Origin of the sequence: Micromonospora sp. CA-249363, assembly GCF_050950185.1 — a bacterium.
Taxonomy (GTDB): Bacteria; Actinomycetota; Actinomycetes; order Mycobacteriales; family Micromonosporaceae; genus Micromonospora.
The window spans coordinates 4,817,797-4,836,207 of the sequence record NZ_CP192020.1 but is presented as its reverse complement, the minus strand read 5'-3'; the positions used below and the strand labels follow the sequence as shown (position 1 = coordinate 4,836,207).

The following is an 18,411-nucleotide window of genomic DNA, read 5'->3' as shown; positions in this document are numbered from 1 at the left end:
GCCGCGCGGCGCTGACCGCGGGCGGCCACGCGGCGCTGACCGCCGGGTGAGCGCGGCCGGCGGCGTCGAGTTAGCACGGCCGCCCGGCGCGGGCAGGGCCGGCTTCCGCACGCCGGCCGGTTGCCGAGGTAAATGCGAGAAAGACTCATGGGGCGCTCCGACGCCTGCCACGATCGGTCCTAGGACGGGTGGTGACCAGGCAATCGGGGCGCCCCGGCGCGTCTCGCACCGCTCGTGGACGAGCGAGGTGACGCATGAAGGATCCGGCGAATCGGATGTGGTCCTCGGCCCCGGTGCCCGGCGCGCACGACCCGGTCGCGCCGCTGGGCTCCCGGCGCAGTGGCGGCGGTTTCGGCGTACTGCCCTTCGTCGGCGAGCCCACCCCGCTCGCGCCCGCCACGAACGCCAGTTGGGCCTGGTCGGTACGCCGGTTCGCGCGGGCCGCGGTGTGGCTGCTGCCCGCGTACGCCATCCTCTACGGCGCGGTGGCGATGGCCAGCGACGGTGGGGTGGGCAACGACCCGTATCCGGCGGACGGCCAGGCGGTGTACCTGATCGGCTGGGTGGCGGCGGTCTGGCTCGGCCTGCTCGCGCTGCTGGCCCTCACCGGCCTGCTGGCCGCGACCCGCAGCCGGCGGGTGGCCGCCGCGGGGCTGCTGGTCAGCATCGCCGGCACGGTGCTGATGCTGCCGTTCGCCGGATTCGAGGAGCAGACGCCGGTCTTCGGCACCACCGCGCGGTCGCTGGTCCTGCTCGGCGCGACGTTCTACAGCGTGGGCTGGTTCCTCACCGGGTGGGCGGTGGCCCGCTCGGGCACCTTCAGCCTCGGCGACGGGGTCATGCTGATCATCGCCGCGCCGCTGCTCGGCCTCGGCGGCGCCCTGATCGGGTCGCTCCAGACGTTCGGCGCGATCTTCGTACTGATCGCCGGCATCGGCATCGGCTACCGCAGCGGCCGCCTCATGCCCCGCGAAACCGCCCACGACGCGGCCAACGCCAGCCTCGACACGCCCCCAACCGCCTGACCGCGCCGCCCCCGCCCCCCTTTCCCCGGTGATCAAGAGGTTCGCGTCAAGAACCGGCCCTTATCTGACGCAAACCTCTTGATCACCGAGCTGAGGGCGGGGTGGGGGGTGGGCGGTGGGGGTGGGGGGTGGGGATTGGCTGGTGGGGGGCCGTGAAGTTGCTGACAATCCGGCTTCGGGGGTGGTCGGTTGGCGTTATTTGTGGCAATCCTGGGTTGCATGGCCGCCCCTCGCTCGCCGCTGTCGCGGCTGTTCACCGTGCTGCTCGCCGGCGTGCTGGCCGGGTTGGTCCTGGCCATCGCGGCGCTGCCGGGCAATCTGCTGGTCGGGTTCACCGCGCGCGCCGCTCTCGGTTCGTACGCCGCGCTGCCGGACGCGCTGCGCACCCCGGCGACGCCGCAGCGCTCCTACCTCTACGCCAACGACGGCAAGACGCTGCTCACCACGTTCTACGACGTGAACCGCACCGACGTCGCGTTGGCGGACATCGCGCCGGTGATGCGGCAGGCGATCGTGGCGGCCGAGGATCGGCGCTTCTACGACCACGGCGGCGCGGACCTGCGCGGCCTGGCCCGGGCGCTGGTCGCCAACGTCAAGGGCGGCGGCACCGAGCAGGGCGGCTCCACGCTGACCATGCAGTACGTCCGTAACGTCCTCAAGACCGACCCCACCCGCACGGCCGAGGAGCGCGCCGCCGCGACCGACCCCACCGTCGGTCGGAAGATCCAGGAGATCCGGTACGCGGGCGCGCTGGACAAGAGCCTCGGCAAGGACGAGATCCTCGGCCGGTACCTGAACATCGCCTACTTCGGCTCCGGCGCGTACGGGATCGCGGCGGCCAGCCAGCGGTACTTCGGCAAGACGCCGGCGCAGTTGACCCTCGCCGAGTCGGCGCTGCTCGCCGGTCTGGTGCAGTCCCCGGACGCGTACAGCCCGATCAGCGGCGACAAGGACCAGGCCCTCGCCCGCCGGTCGTACGTGCTGGACTCGATGGTCGCCACCGGGGCGATCACCGCCGCGCAGGCCGCCCAGGCCAAGGCGGAACCGCTGGCCCTGCACCCCACGGCGCAGCCCAACGGCTGCACCGCCGTCGCCCAGGGCCACGACGACTGGGGGTACTTCTGCGACTACCTGCGTCGGTGGTGGCTGACCCAGCCGGCCTTCGGCGCCACGCCCGCCGAGCGCGAGCAGGCCCTGCGCGCGGGCGGCTACACCGTCGTCACGTCGCTCGACCCGAAGATCCAGGCCACCGCGCAGCAACAGGCCACGAAGGTCTACGGGTACGACAACAAGCGCGCCCTGCCGATCGCGGCCGTCCAGCCGGGCACGGGTCGGGTGCTCGCCATGGCGGTCAACCGGCACTACAGCCTCGCCGACAATCCGGCCGGGCAGGCCAACTACCCGAACACCGTCAACCCGCTGATCTCCGGTGGGGCCAGCGTCGACGGGTACCAGGCGGGCTCGACGTTCAAGCTGTTCACCATGCTCGCGGCGCTGGAGTCGGGTCGTACCCTCTCCACCGGGTTCGACGCCCCTGCGAAGCTCGCCACCCGGTACCCGGCCGAGGGGCCCGGCAGTTGTGACGGCCACTGGTGCCCGGCCAACGCCAACCCGGAGTGGATGGACGGGTACCGGATGATGTGGGACGGCTTCGGCCGTTCGGTGAACACGTACTTCGTGTGGCTGGCCGAGCAGGTGGGCCAGGACAAGGTGGTCGAGATGGCGCAGCGGCTCGGCATCACCTTCCGCGCCGACACGGACGCCGCCTTCGCCAGGAACAACGCCGCGAACTGGGGATCGTTCACCCTCGGCGTGGCTGCGACCACCCCGCTGGACCTGGCCAACGCGTACGCCACGGTGGCCGCCGAGGGCACCTACTGCACGCCGGTGCCGGTGGTCTCGGTGACCGACGCGAAGGGCACGAAGGTGCCGGTCGGCGAACCGTCCTGCAAGAAGGTCCTCGACACCGACGTGGCACGTGCCGCCACCGACGCGGCCCGCTGCCCGGTGGGTCAGCAGTCGTCGTACGGGCAGTGCAACGGCGGTACCGCCACCGGTGTGAACGGCATCCTCGACGGCCGGCCGGTGGCCGGCAAGACGGGTAGCTCGGAGGAGAACGCCACCGAGACGTTCGTCGGCTTCACCCCGCAGGTGGCCGTCGCCGGCATCGCGGCCAACCCCGACGACCCGGCCGACTCGGTGGGTTCGGCGGTGCAGAGCAAGGTGATCGACGCGGTCGCCCGGGTCATCGCCACCGCCGTGAAGGGCCAGCCGGAGAAGGCGTTCGCGCCGCCCAGCAAGGAGTTGGCCGGCGAGCCCCGCCGCCCGGTGGAGCGCCCCACGGTCCCGAACCGCGAACAACCCCCCACCGAGGACCCCCTGTCCCCCCTGGAGCGCTGGCTCAACCGCCGCGGCTGACCCCTGACTTACTCGCTGTCCCGCCCGCCTCGCCCGCCCCGCCCCGCCTCGCCTCGCCGATCTTGCACTTTCGGTTGTCGATCTGCACCTTTCGTGTTCCTTTGTCGCCACAGAAAGTGCAAGATCGCGGGGCCCGGGCCGGGGCCCGGGCCCGGGCCGGGGCCGGGGCGGGCCGGGGCGGGGCCGGGGCGGGGCCGGGGCCGGGGCCGGGGCCTCGCACCGGGCGCGTGGCGGGGCGGGCTGCGGGGCGGGTTCAGCGTTCGCGGCGGCGGGGGCGGTAGCTGGCTATCGTCGCGGGTAGACCGCGGCGGATGATGCCGGCCCAGTCGGTGTCGCCGCGCAGGACCGCCGCCGCCGTCTTGCGGGCCTGCTCGGCGGTGAAGTGCGGCGGCAGCATCAGCTCGGCCGGGTCGACGAGCGCGTTGATGACCACCGGCCGGTCGGCGGCGAGCGCCCGGTCCCAGACGCCCGCCACCTGCTCCGGCGCGTCGACGAGTTCCCCGTGCAGGCCGAGCACCTGCGCCCACTGGTGGTAGCCGATGTCCGGGAGCTGCTGGCTGTCCGGGAACATCGGCGTGCCCTCGCTGGAGCGTTGCTCCCAGCTGACGAACGCCAGGTCCCGGTTGTTGAGCACGAGCACCACGAACCGCGGGTCGGCCCAGCCGCGCCAGTACTTCGCCACCGTGATCAGCTCGTTGACGCCGTTCATCTGCATGGCCCCGTCGCCGATCAACGCGATCAGCGGCCGGTCCGGGTGGGCGAACTTGGCGCTCAGCGCGTACGGCATGGCTCCGCCCATGGACAGCAGCGTGCCGGAGAGGCTGGCCAGCATCCCGGGCCGGACCTGCACGTGCCGGGCGTACCAGGCGGTCGCCGTGCCGCAGTCCACGGCGAGCATCGTGTCGTCGGGGAGTCGGTCGCTGAGCGTGCTGAACAGCAGTTGCGGGTTGACCGGGTCGGCGGTCTGCTCGGCCAGGTCGCGCTGGGCGCGTCGCCACGCCGAGGTGGCCTCGGCGATCTCCGCCCGCCAGGCGGTCGGTCCGGGACCGGGGCCCAGCTCGTCCAGCAGCGCCCGCAGGGTGGGGCGGGCATCGCCGGTCAGGTTCACCTCGGTCGGGTACCGCAGGCCGAGCTGCGTGCCGTCCAGGTCGATCTGCACCGCGCGGGCCTGGCCGGGCGGTGGGTAGAACTCCGAGTAGGGCATGTTGCTGCCCACGATCAGCAGCCGGTCGCAGCCGGTCATGAGCTGCCAGCTCGGCCGGGAGCCGAGCAGCCCGATCGCGCCGGTCACCCACGGTTCGCGGTGGTCGACGGTGGCGAAACCGAGCAGCGCGGTGGCCACCCCGGCGCCGAGCCGGTGGGCGATCTCGCGTACCTCGTCCTCGGCGCCGAGCGCGCCCTGGCCGACCAGCATGGCCACCCGCTCGCCGCCGCGCAGCACCTCGGCCGCGCGACGAAGGTCGGCGGTCGGCGGGACGGTCGGCGTGCTGCTCGGCACGTTGCTGGTGTGGTAGTAGCCGTGAGCGTGCGGGGGGTCCACGACGGCCGGCTCGTCCTGGATGTCCGAGGGGAGCACCAGCGCGGTGACGGTACGCCGGGCCAGCGCCGTGCGGCAGGCCCGGTCGACGAGGTGGCGTACCTGCGCGGGGTGGTCGAGTTGGGCCAGGAACGCCGCCGCCACATCCTTGTAGAGGGCCAGCAGGTCGACCTCCTGGTAGTAGCCGCCGCCCTCGGCGGTGACCGCCGTGTGCCCGAGCAGGGCGACCACGGGTTGGTGGTCGAGCTTGGCGTCGTACAGGCCGTTGAGCAGGTGGATGGCGCCGGGGCCGCTGGTCACCAGCGCGCAGCCCAGCGGCCCGCCGCCGTACTTGACGTGGGCGGACGCGGCGAACCCGGCGGTCTCCTCGTGCCGGACCTGGACGAACTGGGCTCGTTCGTTGGTGCGTTGCAGGGCCGAGGTGATGCCGTTGATGCCGTCGCCGGGATAGCCGAAGTAGCGGCGTACGCCCCAGCTGAACAGGCGGGAGACGATGTGGTCCGCGACGGTCGGACGGCGGGGCAGGGTGCCCCCTTCGGCCGGTGCCGTGTGGTCTGTGCTCACCTGGCTGGTCCTTCCCGTCCGGTCCGGTACTCGACCGGTCGTTCCCCTTCTCGACCGGACAAAACACCCCCGCCGGGCGGACGTCGGGGCGGCTGCCGGACGTCCGGCAGAATCGTCGGGTGCCCGTCCACCAGATCACCGACCCTGACGACGACCGGATCGCCGACTACCGCGCGCTCACCGACGTCGAGCTGCGCACCCGCTGGGAGCCTCCGCACGGCCTGTTCATCGCCGAAGGTGAGCTGGTGCTGCGCCGGGCGTTACGTGCCGGCTATCCGGCTCGGTCGTACCTGGTCGACGCCAAGCGCGTCGACCAGCTCGCCGACCTGGACACCGGCGACGCGCCCGTCTACGCCGCCACCCAGGACGTGCTGGAGAAGGCCACCGGCTTCCACGTACACCGGGGGGTGCTGGCGTCCTTCCACCGCCGTCCGTTGCCGACGGCGGCCGAGGTGCTCGCCGGCGCGCGCCGGGTCGTGATCCTGGAGGACGTCAACAACCACACGAACCTGGGCGCGATCTTCCGCGGCGCGGCCGCGCTGGGCGTCGACGCGGTGCTGCTGTCGCCGTCCTGCGCCGACCCGCTCTACCGGCGCAGCGTGCGGGTCAGCATGGGGGAGGTCTTCGCGCTGCCGTACGCCAGGCTCGACCGTTGGCCGGCCGGTCTCGACGAGGTACGGGAGGCGGGGTTCACCGTCCTCGCGATGACGCCCGCGCCGGACGCCGTACCCATGCAGCTCCTGACCCCGGCGCAGCGCGAGCGGGCCGCGCTGCTGCTGGGCGCCGAGGGGCCCGGCCTGACGGCGGCGGCGCAGGCGGCCAGCGACGTGCGGGTGGTCCTCCCGATGCGGCGCGGAGTGGACTCCTTGAACGTCGCCGCCGCGGCGGCCGTGGCGTTCTGGGAACTGGGACGCGGCGATCCGCTTGCATGACCATGCGTCTTGTTGAATAATCTTCCCCGTGTCCAAGGTTCTCACCTCCCTGCCCATCGGCGAACGTGTCGGCATCGCCTTCTCCGGCGGCCTCGACACCTCGGTCGCGGTCGCGTGGATGCGCGACAAGGGCGCCGTCCCCTGCGCGTACACCGCTGACATCGGCCAGTACGACGAGCCCGACATCGGCTCGGTCCCCGGCCGTGCGCTCAGCTACGGCGCCGAGGTCGCCCGACTGGTCGACTGTCGCGCCGCCCTGGTCGAGGAGGGCCTCGCCGCGCTGACCTGCGGCGCCTTCCACATTCGCTCCGGTGGACGGGCGTACTTCAACACCACCCCGCTGGGTCGGGCGGTGACCGGCACCCTGCTGGTCCGCGCGATGATCGCCGACGACGTCCAGATCTGGGGCGACGGCTCGACCTTCAAGGGCAACGACATCGAGCGGTTCTACCGCTACGGCCTGCTGGCCAACCCGATGCTGCGCATCTACAAGCCGTGGCTCGACACCGACTTCGTCACCGAGCTGGGTGGGCGCAAGGAGATGTCGGAGTGGCTGCTCGAGCGCGGCCTGCCGTACCGGGACAGCACCGAGAAGGCGTACTCCACGGACGCCAACATCTGGGGCGCCACGCACGAGGCGAAGACCCTGGAGCACCTCGACACCGGCATCGAGACGGTCAGCCCGATCATGGGCGTGCGGTTCTGGGACCCGTCGGTGGAGATCCCCACCGAGGACGTCACGATCGGCTTCGACCAGGGCCGCCCGGTGACGATCAACGGCAAGGAGTTCGGCAGCGCCGTCGACCTGGTGCTGGAGGCCAACGCCATCGGCGGCCGACACGGCATGGGAATGTCCGACCAGATCGAGAACCGGATCATCGAGGCCAAGAGCCGGGGCATCTACGAGGCGCCCGGGATGGCGCTGCTGCACGCCGCGTACGAGCGGCTGGTCAACGCCATCCACAACGAGGACACCCTGGCCAACTACCACAACGAGGGTCGCCGCCTCGGCCGCCTCATGTACGAGGGCCGCTGGCTGGACCCGCAGGCGCTGATGCTGCGCGAGTCGTTGCAGCGCTGGGTCGGCACCGCGGTCACCGGCGAGGTGACGTTGCGGCTGCGCCGGGGCGAGGACTACTCGATCCTCGACACCACCGGTCCCGCGTTCAGCTACCACCCGGACAAGCTGTCGATGGAGCGTACCGAGGACTCGGCGTTCGGCCCGTCCGACCGGATCGGGCAGCTCACCATGCGCAACCTCGACATCGCCGACTCGCGGGCCAAACTGGAGCAGTACGCCTCCCTCGGCATGGTCGGCGGCGCGGGAAGCGAGCGGATGATCGGCGCCGCGCAGGCGGCCTCCACCGGGCTGATCGGCGCGATGCCGGAGGGCGGCGCGGAAGCGATCGCCTCCCGGGGCGTCGCCACCGCCGAGGACGAGGCGCTCGACCGCGCGGCCATGGAGTTCGGCGTCGACTGATCCGGTACCCGGCCGGTCGAGCCCGAGGGTCACGGACGGTAGCGTGTCGGCCGTGTTCCCTACCGTCCGTGAGGTCCTGGCCCTGGACCCCGTCCGCCACGGCGCTCCGCGCGTGGTGGGCGGGGACTCCGGGCTGGACCGGCCGGTCCGCTGGGTGCACGTCGCCGAAGTCCCCGACATCGCCACCCTCCTCGGCGGTGGCGAGCTGGTGCTGACCACCGGCATCGGGCTGCCGGCCGACGACGCGGGACTGCGCGCGTTCATCGGCGACCTCGCCGACGTCGGCGTCTCCGGCCTCGTCGTCGAACTGGGCCGCCGCTACGTCAGCGGCGTACCCCGGGTGATGACCGCCGCCGCCGAGCGGCGCGGGCTACCGCTGGTCGAGCTGCGCCGGGCCACCCCGTTCGTGCGGATCACCGAGGCCGTGCACGCGCTGATCGTCGACGCGCAGCTCACCGAGCTACGGGCCGCCGAGGAGATCCACCAGCGGTTCACCGACCTCTCCGTCGAGGGCGCCGACGCCGCCGAGGTGATCCGGCAGGCCGTCGAGCTGTCCGGTTGCCCGGTCGTGCTGGAGAACCTGTCCCGGCAGGTCCTCGGGTACGACCCGGCGGGGGAGAGCGCCGAGCTGCTGCTGGACGGCTGGGAGCAGCACTCCCGGCGCATCCGGCCCGCCGGGCGCACCGCGTACGACCCGGACAGCGGCTGGCTGGTGACCGTCGTCGGCGCCCGAGGGCAGGACTGGGGGCGGCTGCTGCTGCGCTGGCCGGCGAGCGGCGACGCGCCCAGCGCCGCTCCCCCCAACCGGCTGAGCATCCTCGTCGAGCGGGCCGCGTCGACCCTCGCGCTGGGCCGGTTGATCCGCCGCGACGCCGAAGGGCTGGAACGACAGCTCCACCGCACCCTGCTCACCGCTCTGCTGGACCACTCCCGGCCGGTCGACGAGGTGGCGCTGCGCGCCAAGGCGCTCGGTGTGGCGCTGGACCGGCGGCACCTCGTCGGCGTGATGGTCCGCCACCGGGCCGACGACCCGGCCGCCGACGGCGGCCCCGAGGCCGGCCAGGCCCGGCTACGCGACCTGTCCGAGGCCGTCGGCCAGGCGCTGCGGGAGGCCCGACTGACGGCGCTGACCAGCGCCGTCGACGACAACTCGGTGGGCGCGCTGCTGGCCCTGACCGACCCGGCCACCGAGGACCGCGCGCTGTCCGCGCTCGCCGAGGCCCTTCGTCGGGTACGCCTCGACGCCGCCACGGGCCGGGCCGCGTCCGGCACCGACCCGTCCCGCTCGGGGCTGGGCGGTGATCCGCTCCGGGGCGGCGCCGGCGGCGCGTCCGGCGGTCTGATCGTGGCCGCCGGGTCCGGGGTGAGCAGCCTGCGCGAGGCCCGGCGGTCGCTCGTCGAGGCGCGGCAGATCGCCGAGGCCGCCCGCCGGGACCGGCGCGACCTGCCCGTCTTCCGGCTGCCGCACGTGGGCCTGGCCGGGCTGCTGCACCTGCTGCGCGACGAGCCCCGACTCCAGACCTTCGTCGAGCGGGAACTCGGTCCGCTCCTGGAGTACGACGCCCAGCACCCCCGGGAGCGGCTGCTCGACACCCTGCGCGCGTACCTGGAGCAGGGGCGCAACAAGTCCGCCGGCGCCGCCGCCGCGCACCTGTCCCGACCGGCCTTCTACGAACGACTGGCTCGCATCGCCCGCATCCTCGACGTGGACCTCGACTCGGTGGAGGCCAGCCTCTCCCTCCACGTGGCCCTCCTGGCCCTGGAAGCAGTCCGCACCCCCTAAAAACCCACCCACCCCCACCCCGCACCCCCGCCCTACACCCCGGTGATCATGAAGTTATTGCGGCGACACGCCGAGGTGAGTGGCAATAACTTCATGATCACCGGCGGAGGCCGGGCCGGGTGGGGCGGGGGCGGGGTGGGGGCGGGGTGGGGTGGGGTGGGGTGGGGGTGGGGGTGGGGGTTAGGAGAGGGAGGTTAGGGCTTTTGCGTAGGTTTCGGGGATGTGGTTGGGGCCGCCGGGGGTGAAGACGTCCGTGTGCGCCACCGCGGACCAGGCCGTTTCCGGGACGGCCTCGACCAGGGCCTTGATCACCGGGGCGTCGCGCCACTGGTCCTGCTCGGCGAGCAGGCCGAGCGCCACCACCGACTCCTCGACCTCGCCCACGCACTCGAACGGCTTGTGCCCGTCCACGCCCAGCAGCTCCCGGTAGCCGGGGATCTGGTCCGGGTCGGCGAGCATGTCGCCGCCGAAGATGTGGGTGACCCGCTCCCGGGGCATGAACGGCGCCATGGCCAGGAAGACGAACCGGCACTTCGGGCAGTTCCGGCACCAGCGCTCGGACGCGTCACGCAGCTTGAAGGCGGCGTTGCAGCTGGTCACCACGTCGTCGTAGCGCGTGAACTCGGCGAACAGCCGGGCGATGTGGAGCTCCGAGAGCGACCGCAGCAGGGAGAAGTACGGCTCGGTGAGCCCGGCGTGCTCCGCCAGCGCCCCCCGCAGCAGTCCTTCGGCCTCCACGCCCTTGGACCACTGGTGGTTGATCTCGTGACCGTTCCAGATCAGGTTCGGGTCGGACGCGGAGCGCTCGTTGGACATCACCACCGGCCCCAGACCGTGCAGCACGGCGGTCGCCACCGCGATCAGGGAGTTGATGGCGGTGACCGGGATGTGGCCGTTCAGCGCCCCGGCGGCGTTGAGGTCGAACAGCACCGGGTCGATCCGCCGGCGGGCGGCGAGGGGGGTCAGCCCGGACGCCTCGTTCACGGAGACGATCACGTGGTTCGGGTTCACCGAGAACGGCACCGGGTCCAGCTCGGCGCGGCGCAGCGCCTCCAAACTCACGATCGAGTCCTTGCCGCCGCCGACAGCCGAGAGCGGGCGACGGTCGGAGTTGTCGTACGCCCGGGCCGGCGTCACGTCACCGGCCGGCACCTCCGGACGCAGTTCCAGCACGTACGGCAGCTCGTTGCGGTAGGCGTACTCGGCGAGGCCCTTGGTGTAGACGGCCGTGACGTAGTCGACGGTGGCCGCGCCCAGCGGCGCCGGCAGCACCAGCCGAGGCGGCGCGGCGGCCTTGTAGTAGCTGACGCCGGCGACGAGGTGCAGCACCTCCAGCACCCGGTTGAGGGTCGCCACCGTCTCGTCCGACGGCGGCTCGGCCGGCAGCGGGAGTGTGATCACCTCGGTGAACCGCTGCTCACCGGCCGGGCCGGTCAGCGCGTAGTCGAACAAGACCTCGCCGGTGGCGAAGTCGATCGAGTAGGACGGGAAGGTGAAGGCGTCCATCCGCCGGAGCTGCTCGTTGGGCACACGCCATACTAGGCCCTGGTTCGTCCGGCCGTGTCCGGACCGGGCCCCACCAGCCGTCGCCGTGACCCCCGAGGAGAGCCCCGTGCGCCTGTCTGACCTGCGCGGACGTACCGTCGCCGTCTGGGGCACCGGTCGGGAGGGCCGGGCCGCTGTGACCGCCATCGCGGCGCACGGCCCTGCCGAGCTGGTCGCCGTCGACGACAGCGCCAACTTCCTGTCGCTGCCGTGGGACGGTCCGCTGGCCGAGGCGGCCCCCCTGGTGACCGGCGAAGCGGGGTTCGCCCGGTTGACCGGCGCCGACGTGGTGGTCCGCTCGCCCGGGGTGCCGCAGACCCATCCGTGGCTGGTCGAGCTGCGGCGACGTGGAGTTCCGGTGACGCAGGGCACCGCCCTGTGGATGGCCGACCACGCCGCGCGCACGGTCGGTGTCACCGGCAGCAAGGGCAAGAGCACCACCTCCAGCCTGATCAGTCACCTGCTCACCGCGATGGGCCGACCCAACGTCTTCGGCGGCAACATCGGGGTGCCCACGCTCGACCTGCCCGACGCCGAGCTGTACGTGTTGGAGCTGTCCAGCTACCAGTGCAGCGACCTCACCGACTCACCCCGGGTCGCCGTGGTCACCGCGCTGTTCCCCGAGCACCTGGACGCGCACGGCGGGGAGCGGGAGTACTACCGCGACAAGCTCAACCTGCTCGCGCACGACCCGCAGACGATCGTGGTCAACGGCGGTGACCCGAGGCTCGCCGCCGAACTCGGTGACCTGCCCGCGGTGCGGGCGGGCCGGCCCGACACCACTAACGTCGCCACCGGCGCCGACGGCACCCCCTGGTTCCACCTCGGCGACCAGCCACTCTTCCCGCGTGCCGTGCTGCCGCTGGTGGGCCGGCACAACGAGGGCAACCTGTGCGTCGCGCTCGCCGTGCTCGACTCGCTCGGCGTCGACGTGGTGGCCGCCAAGGACCACCTCGCCGTCGCCGTCGCCGAGTTCCAGGGGCTGGCCCACCGGCTCACCGAGATCACCGACCCGTCCGGGTTGACGTTCGTCGACGACACGCTGGCCACCAGCCCGTACGCGGCCATGCACGCCATCGACGCGTACGACGGGCGGCCGTTGACGGTGATCGTCGGCGGCAACGACCGAGGGCTGGACTACACCCCGTTGGCCGAGCACCTGGCCGAGCGCGAGCTGACCGTCATCGGCATCCCGGACAGCGGCGCCCGGATCGTCGAGGTGCTGGCCAACCTGCCGAAGGTGCGCACGGAACTGGTCGACGACCTGGTGGACGCGGTACGGCTGTCCCGCGAGGTCACCCCGGCCGGCGGGGTGGTGCTGCTGTCCCCGGCCGCCCCGAGCTACGGCCGGTTCCGCAACTTCGAGCACCGCTCCGAGGTCTTCGCCCAGGCCGTCCGCGACACCGCCGGCTGAGCACAGCGCGCCGAGACACCGCCGGCTGAGCACAGCCCGCTGCGACACCGCCGGGTGAGCACAGCGCGCCGCGACACCGCCGGCTGAGCACAGCGCCCCTACCGACACCGCCGGCTCAGCCCAGGCTTTCGTGCAGGGCGCGCATCGCGCGGATCGCCGAGCGGATTTCCTGGAGGTAGCGGCCCGGGGTGAGAGTCTGCTCGGGCAGTGCCATCGCGTCGGCCACCGCCGGATCCACCCCGACCGTCTCGATGTCGCAGCCGTAGGGCAGGGCCAGGGTGCGCAGCGCGTCGGAGTGCTGAAACGGTACGTAGATGGGCGCGGTGACCGTGAGCACCTCGTCGCCCGCCGCGAGCCGGACGTGTCCGGCCCAGAACCGCTGCGTGTCGGCGGTGTGCGCCCGTCGCCGGTCCGGTTCGCTCGACGGCGCGGCCAGTACCCGTACCGGTGGCAGTCCCGCCGGTCGGTAGGTCCGCGACGACCAGGAGTGGTGCGGGTGGCCGGCGTCCACGCCGGCCTGCTCCGCGGGCGCGGCCACCTCGAACACCCGCCGGACGGCGGTGTCCAGCACGTCCACCTCGGTCTCGTCGGCCGGAAGACCGGCGTCGGCGAGGGTGGCCCGTTCCCACTCGGACAGCGGCCGGAAGCTGCCCAGCACGGCGACCTCGCCCCGTACCGTCAGGCCGGCGCGGAGCAGGCGCGCCGCGTACCCGACGCGCCGCACGCAGGCGTGCGCCAGGCCGCCCAGCACGACCAGATGGGCGTACGCCGACCGGGCCGGCGGCACCGGGTGGACGAGCCCGAGCGCGGCGGCCGCGTCGAGGACCAGCGCCGCGGTGGCCGGATCGAGGTTCGGCTCGCGCGCGTCGGGTCGCTCCCGACCGCCCCGGAAGTCCCAGTGGCGGGCGGAGAAGTCGTCCAGGAACCGCAGCGCCTCGGCCAGGTCGCCGACCGGCCAGTCACCGCCGAAGTGCCGGACCAGGCCGCGCAGCGGGGTGGAGCGGACCCAGGCCTCGACGTCGGGGGTGATCCGTTCGGCGACCGTACCGGTCTGCGCTTCCTGCACCTGCCGGATGCTACCGGCCCGCTGTTGTGGCTGGTCTTTACGCTGGTCGCAGCGGCTGATGGGGGGACTTCGATGACCCGTGACGTGGCGCGCCTGCGGCGCGGGGGCGGCACCTCCGCGAGCGGCTTCCTGCGGCTGGTGGCGCACACCGACCCGGTGGCGCTGGTCGGCATCACGTTGTCGATCACCCTCAGCGTCCTGCTCGACCTCACCGGCGCGGCCTCGGGCGTGGAGTCGCTGCTGGCCGGCCTGATGGGCATCACCATCTCGTTGCTGGTGGACTCGCTGGCCCGCGCGGAACGCCGGTTCCACCTGCGGACGCTGTTGGACGGTCCACCGTGGCTCGCGCACACCGCCACGGAGGTGGTCGTCGCGATGCGGGAGGCGACGGAGCAGCACGCCGGTACGCGGGTCGCGGTGGAGGCGCGGCGACGCTACGAGCAGTTCCGGCTGGAGGCCGAGCAGTTCGCGCAGGGGCGCATCATCCGGCGGGGCGACGAGGACGAGGACCTGCTCGGTGCGACCCGCGCCTGCGTTCACCGGCTGGACGCGTTGACCAACGTGATGCCCCGGGCGAGTGGGGAGCTGAGCTGGTGGCGTAGCGAGATCGGCCGCCGCTACTGGGAGGCGAACGTCGAGGCCCTGCGACGGGGCGTCCGGATCACCCGGGTCTTCGTCTACGCCACGTTGACCGACGAACTGTCCGACCTGGTCGGTCGGCAACGGGCCGCCGGTGCCCGGGTGGGTCTGCTGCCGTTCGGCGCGGTCGGCCCGCATCTGCTCGTCAACCTGACGCTCTGGGACTCGTCGAGCTGCTGGGAGGCCCGGATGACCGCCCACGGCGAGATCGGCGAGAACCAGTTCTCCGTCAACCGCGTCGACGTCGAGCGGCTGACCCGGGTGTTCGACGCCTGCGCGAGCATGGCGACGTTCGAGGACCCGCCGCCGACGCCATGACGTGGGGCGCCGTCCTGCTGGTGACGGCCGTGGTCGGGGCGGTGAGCGTGATCCGCTCGGTACGGCTCCGGGCGCTGGTCTACAGCCTTCCGTTGCCGATGACGCTCGCCCTGGTCACCACCGGGTACGACGTCGACGGCGCGCAGGTGCTCGGCGTGCTCGGGCTCAACCTGTTCTTCGTCACCGTGGCGGTCACCCACCGCCGGCTGCGCTGGCCCATCCTGCTCGCCGACGGCGCGGGGATCGGCGTCTACGTGGCGTTGAGCGCCGGCCTGGTGAACGTCGACGTCCCGTTCGAGGCGGCCCTCGCCGGCACGCTCGTGCTCTGGGCGACGGCCATGCTGCTGCGACGTCGTTACGCCCAACCGGTCACCGTTGCGGCTCACGGGTCAGCCGCAACAGGGCTGCCCGTACCGCTCAAGCTCTTGGTGATCTTCGTGGGGGCGATCCTCACCGAGCTGCTCGGGGCCGTGTTGCGGGCGATGGTGGTGACGTTCCCGTACTCGGGGGTGCTGGTGGCCGTCGAGGCGCGACACCAGTTGTCCGAGTTCACCGGGCACTTCGCCCGCAACAGTCTCGCGCTGGTCGCCTTTCTCGCCGGGTACCACTACGTCCAGGACGTCTCGACGGCCGGCGCGCTGGGGGCCGGCTGGGCGGCGTTCGCGGTGGTCGCCGCCGTTCTGCACCTGCCGTGGCGCCCGCGCGCGGCGTGATTGTCAGGTCGTACCCGCTCTGCGCTACACCCTGCCAGTTGTCCGGGCTGGCCGGCGGTGGGAGCGTGCGGTATCCACGAACGCCGCTGAAGGGTGCCACGATGACCGACGACCTGCTGGCCCGGCACCGGGCCGTTCTCCCACCCTGGATGCCGCTGTACCACGCCGATCCGATCGAGCTGGTCTCCGGCTCCGGCCGCCGGGTCACCGACGCGCAGGGCCGCAGCTACCTGGACTTCTTCGGCGGCGTGTTGACCAACATGCTCGGCTACGACATCCCGGAGGTCCGGGAGGCCGTCGAACGGCAGCTCGCCACCGGCATCGTGCACACCTCGACGCTCTACCTGATCCGCCAGCAGGTCGAGCTGGCCGAGAAGATCGCCCAGCGCTCCGGCATTCCGGACGCCCGGGTGTTCTTCACCAACTCGGGCACCGAGGCGAACGAGGCGGCGTTGCTGGTCGCCACCAACCATCGCCGCTCCCACCAGGTCCTGGCCGTGCGCAACAGCTACCACGGCCGGTCGTACGCGGCGATGGGCGTCACCGGCAACCGTACCTGGTCGGCCAGCGCGCTCAACCCGTTGCAGGTGGCCTGGCTGCACTCCGGTGACCGGGTACGCGGCCTGCTGGCCCGGTTGAGCGCCGACGAGCGCCTCGACGCGGCCGTGGAGGACCTGCGTGAGGTGCTGGCCACCCAGACGTCCGGCGACGTGGCCGCGCTGATCGCCGAGCCGATCCAGGGCGTGGGCGGGTTCGTGCACCCACCGGACGGGCTCTTCGCCGCCTGGAAGAAGGTCCTGGACGAGCACGGCATCCTGTTCATCGCCGACGAGGTACAGACCGGTTGGGGGCGTACCGGGGAGCACTTCTGGGGCTACCAGGCGCACGGCGTGACCCCGGACCTGCTCACCTTCGCCAAGGGCATCGGCAACGGGTTCGCCCTGGCCGGAGTGGTCGGCCGGGCCGAGGTGCTCCAGGCGGTGCCGGGGATCAGCTTCTCCACCTTCGGCGGCAACCCGATCTCCACGGCGGCCGGCAACGCCGTGCTCGACTACCTGGTCGCGCACGACCTCCAGGCGAACGCGGCCCGCGTCGGCGCGATCCTCGCCGACGGCCTGCGGTCCGCCGTGGGCGGTCTCGACTGCGTCGCCGAGGTACGCGGAAAGGGGCTCATGCTCGGCGTCGAGTTCGTCCGGCCGGGCAGCGGTGAGCCGGATGCCACCCTGACCAACCGGGTCTTCGAGGCGTGCCGGGCCGGCGGTCTGCTCACCGGCAAGGGCGGCCTGTACGGCAACGTGCTACGGATGGGGCCACCGTTGACGCTCACCGAGGAGGAGGCCCGTGAGGGCCTGGCGATCCTCGTCGACGCGATCCGCTCGTCCGCGGAGGTGGCGGCATGAGCATCGGCGGTCCGGGCGGCGTGAGCATCGGTCACTTCGTCGACGGCAAGCGGGTCGGCGGCACCTCCGAGCGACGGGGTGACGTGTTCGATCCGGCCACGGGTCGTCGTACCGCAGAGGTCGAGCTGGCCTCGACCGCGGACGTCGACGTCGCGGTGCGGGCCGCCGCGTGCGCGGCCCGTGACTGGCGCGACGCTTCGCTGGCGAAGCGGTCGGCCGTGCTGTTCGCGTTCCGGGAGTTGGTGCACGCCCGCCGCGACCGGCTCGCCGAGGTGATCACCGCCGAGCACGGCAAGGTGCTCGCCGACGCCGCCGGCGAGGTGCAGCGCGGCCTGGAGGTCATCGAGTACGCCTGCGGCCTGCCCTCGGCGCTGCGCGGCGCGTTCAGCGAGAACGTCTCCACCGAGGTCGACTCGTACACGATCCGGCAGCCGGTCGGCGTGGTGGCGGTGATCTCGCCGTTCAACTTCCCGGTGATGGTGCCACTGTGGTTCGTCCCGGTGGCGGTGGCCTGCGGGAACGCGGTGGTGCTCAAGCCGAGCGAGAAGGACCCGAGCGCGGCGCTGCTGCTGGCCGAGTGGTTCGCCGAGGCCGGCCTGCCGGACGGGGTGTTCAACGTGGTCAACGGCGACGCCGAGGCGGTCGACGCGCTGCTGGACCATCCGGAGGTGCGCGCGGTGTCGTTCGTCGGCTCCACCCCGATCGCCCGGCACGTCTACCAGCGCGGCACCGCCGCCGGTAAGCGGGTGCAGGCGCTCGGTGGGGCGAAGAACCACATGGTGGTGCTCCCCGACGCCGACCTGGACCTGGCGGCCGACGCGGCGGTCAACGCCGGGTTCGGCTCGGCGGGGGAGCGGTGCATGGCCATCTCGGTGCTGGTGGCGGTGGAGCCGGTCGCGGACGCCCTCGTCGAGCGGATCGCCGCCCGGATGGCCGGGCTGCGCACGGGTGACGGCCGGCGGGGCTGCGACATGGGACCGCTCGTCACCGCCGCGCACGCCGAGCGGGTGCGGTCCTACGTGGACGCGGGCGTGGCCGCCGGAGCGGTGCCGGTGGTCGACGGCCGCGACGTGACGCCCGACGGCGACCCGGACGGCTTCTGGCTCGGCCCGACCCTGTTCGACCGCGTGACACCGGACATGACGATCTACACCGACGAGATCTTCGGGCCGGTGCTCAGCGTGGTGCGGGTCGACTCGTACGACGAGGCCGTGGAACTGGTCAACGCCAGCCCGTACGGCAACGGCACGGCGATCTTCACCAACGACGGCGGCGCGGCCCGGCGCTACCAGCACGAGGTGGAGGTGGGCATGGTCGGCATCAACGTGCCCATCCCGGTGCCCATGGCGTACCACTCGTTCGGCGGCTGGAAGTCGTCCCTCTTCGGTGACCTGCACGCCCACGGCGAGGACGGGGTGCGGTTCTTCACCCGGGGCAAGGTGGTCACCAGCCGGTGGCTGGACCCCCGCCACGGCGGCGTCAACCTAGGCTTCCCCACCCAAACCTGACCGATAAGGATCACCCGCAGCGGGGTCTCGGCTTGACCGGTAGGAAATCTCCTACCTATTGTGGTCGGC

At 72.6% G+C, this 18,411-nt stretch carries 13 protein-coding genes; 10 read left to right on the top strand and 3 right to left on the bottom strand.

The features are described 5' to 3' along the window. Positions 1-254 precede the first annotated feature (254 nt). Positions 255-1,025, top strand: a complete 771-nt coding sequence (locus ACQPZK_RS21355) for a hypothetical protein (RefSeq protein WP_433534705.1) — start codon at positions 255-257, stop codon at positions 1,023-1,025. 219 nt (positions 1,026-1,244) lie between these two features. After that, positions 1,245-3,443: a transglycosylase domain-containing protein gene (locus tag ACQPZK_RS21350; protein WP_433534704.1), complete on the top strand. Its 2,199-nt coding sequence runs from the start codon at positions 1,245-1,247 to the stop codon at positions 3,441-3,443. Between the two features lie 253 nt (positions 3,444-3,696). Here ACQPZK_RS21350 and ACQPZK_RS21345 read toward each other — a convergent pair whose 3' ends face one another. Further along, positions 3,697-5,544 carry a thiamine pyrophosphate-requiring protein gene (locus ACQPZK_RS21345; RefSeq protein ID WP_433534703.1) on the bottom strand — a complete coding sequence of 616 codons (1,848 nt, stop codon included), beginning with the start codon at positions 5,542-5,544 and terminating at the stop codon, positions 3,697-3,699. A gap of 92 nt (positions 5,545-5,636) precedes the next feature. On the opposite strand from ACQPZK_RS21345, the gene ACQPZK_RS21340 reads away from it, so the two are divergent. Genes ACQPZK_RS21340 through ACQPZK_RS21330 form a run of 3 tightly spaced genes read left to right on the top strand, consistent with a single transcriptional unit; the run spans position 5,637 to position 9,739 of the window. Further along, positions 5,637-6,476 (top strand): TrmH family RNA methyltransferase, encoded by an 840-nt coding sequence (locus tag ACQPZK_RS21340; protein WP_433539264.1) that lies wholly within the window; start codon positions 5,637-5,639, stop codon positions 6,474-6,476. Between the two features lie 28 nt (positions 6,477-6,504). Next, the gene (gene argG, locus ACQPZK_RS21335; RefSeq protein WP_433534702.1) at positions 6,505-7,956 is read left to right on the top strand and encodes an argininosuccinate synthase; all 1,452 of its coding nucleotides are present in this window, start codon (positions 6,505-6,507) and stop codon (positions 7,954-7,956) included. Positions 7,957-7,999: 43 nt separating this feature from the next. Next, positions 8,000-9,739, top strand: a complete 1,740-nt coding sequence (locus tag ACQPZK_RS21330) for a PucR family transcriptional regulator (RefSeq protein ID WP_433534701.1) — start codon at positions 8,000-8,002, stop codon at positions 9,737-9,739. A gap of 180 nt (positions 9,740-9,919) precedes the next feature. Here ACQPZK_RS21330 and ACQPZK_RS21325 read toward each other — a convergent pair whose 3' ends face one another. Further along, the gene (locus ACQPZK_RS21325; protein WP_433534700.1) at positions 9,920-11,269 is read right to left on the bottom strand and encodes a hypothetical protein; all 1,350 of its coding nucleotides are present in this window, start codon (positions 11,267-11,269) and stop codon (positions 9,920-9,922) included. An 82-nt stretch (positions 11,270-11,351) separates the two neighbouring features. Between ACQPZK_RS21325 and murD the strand changes: the two genes are divergently transcribed. Next, complete coding sequence (gene murD, locus ACQPZK_RS21320; RefSeq protein ID WP_433534699.1) at positions 11,352-12,698, top strand: UDP-N-acetylmuramoyl-L-alanine--D-glutamate ligase; 1,347 nt, start codon at positions 11,352-11,354, stop codon at positions 12,696-12,698. A gap of 115 nt (positions 12,699-12,813) precedes the next feature. Here the strand turns inward: murD and ACQPZK_RS21315 are convergent, their stop codons facing one another. After that, positions 12,814-13,764 (bottom strand): hypothetical protein, encoded by a 951-nt coding sequence (locus tag ACQPZK_RS21315; protein ID WP_433534698.1) that lies wholly within the window; start codon positions 13,762-13,764, stop codon positions 12,814-12,816. Between the two features lie 72 nt (positions 13,765-13,836). Between ACQPZK_RS21315 and ACQPZK_RS21310 the strand changes: the two genes are divergently transcribed. The 4 genes from ACQPZK_RS21310 to ACQPZK_RS21295 all read left to right on the top strand — a co-directional run bounded on the left by ACQPZK_RS21310 (position 13,837) and on the right by ACQPZK_RS21295 (position 18,342). Then, the gene (locus ACQPZK_RS21310; RefSeq protein WP_433534697.1) at positions 13,837-14,721 is read left to right on the top strand and encodes a hypothetical protein; all 885 of its coding nucleotides are present in this window, start codon (positions 13,837-13,839) and stop codon (positions 14,719-14,721) included. Further along, complete coding sequence (locus ACQPZK_RS21305; RefSeq protein WP_433534696.1) at positions 14,718-15,434, top strand: hypothetical protein; 717 nt, start codon at positions 14,718-14,720, stop codon at positions 15,432-15,434. The genes ACQPZK_RS21310 and ACQPZK_RS21305 overlap by 4 nt, the downstream gene beginning before the upstream one ends. A gap of 101 nt (positions 15,435-15,535) precedes the next feature. Further along, a complete protein-coding gene (locus ACQPZK_RS21300; RefSeq protein WP_433534695.1) occupies positions 15,536-16,834 on the top strand; it encodes an aspartate aminotransferase family protein in 1,299 nt (432 codons plus the stop codon). Beyond that, positions 16,831-18,342, top strand: coding sequence for a CoA-acylating methylmalonate-semialdehyde dehydrogenase (locus ACQPZK_RS21295; protein ID WP_433534694.1), 1,512 nt, complete (start codon positions 16,831-16,833; stop codon positions 18,340-18,342). Before ACQPZK_RS21300 ends, ACQPZK_RS21295 begins: the two co-directional genes overlap by 4 nt. The last annotated feature ends 69 nt before the right edge of the window (positions 18,343-18,411 follow it).

Coding starts and splice junctions, on each gene's coding strand:
- ACQPZK_RS21355 (WP_433534705.1), top strand. CDS start 255: ATGAAGGATCCGGCGAATCGGATGTGGTCCTCGGCCCCGGTGCCCGGC.
- ACQPZK_RS21350 (WP_433534704.1), top strand. CDS start 1,245: ATGGCCGCCCCTCGCTCGCCGCTGTCGCGGCTGTTCACCGTGCTGCTC.
- ACQPZK_RS21310 (WP_433534697.1), top strand. CDS start 13,837: ATGACCCGTGACGTGGCGCGCCTGCGGCGCGGGGGCGGCACCTCCGCG.
- ACQPZK_RS21305 (WP_433534696.1), top strand. CDS start 14,718: ATGACGTGGGGCGCCGTCCTGCTGGTGACGGCCGTGGTCGGGGCGGTG.
- ACQPZK_RS21300 (WP_433534695.1), top strand. CDS start 15,536: ATGACCGACGACCTGCTGGCCCGGCACCGGGCCGTTCTCCCACCCTGG.
- ACQPZK_RS21295 (WP_433534694.1), top strand. CDS start 16,831: ATGAGCATCGGCGGTCCGGGCGGCGTGAGCATCGGTCACTTCGTCGAC.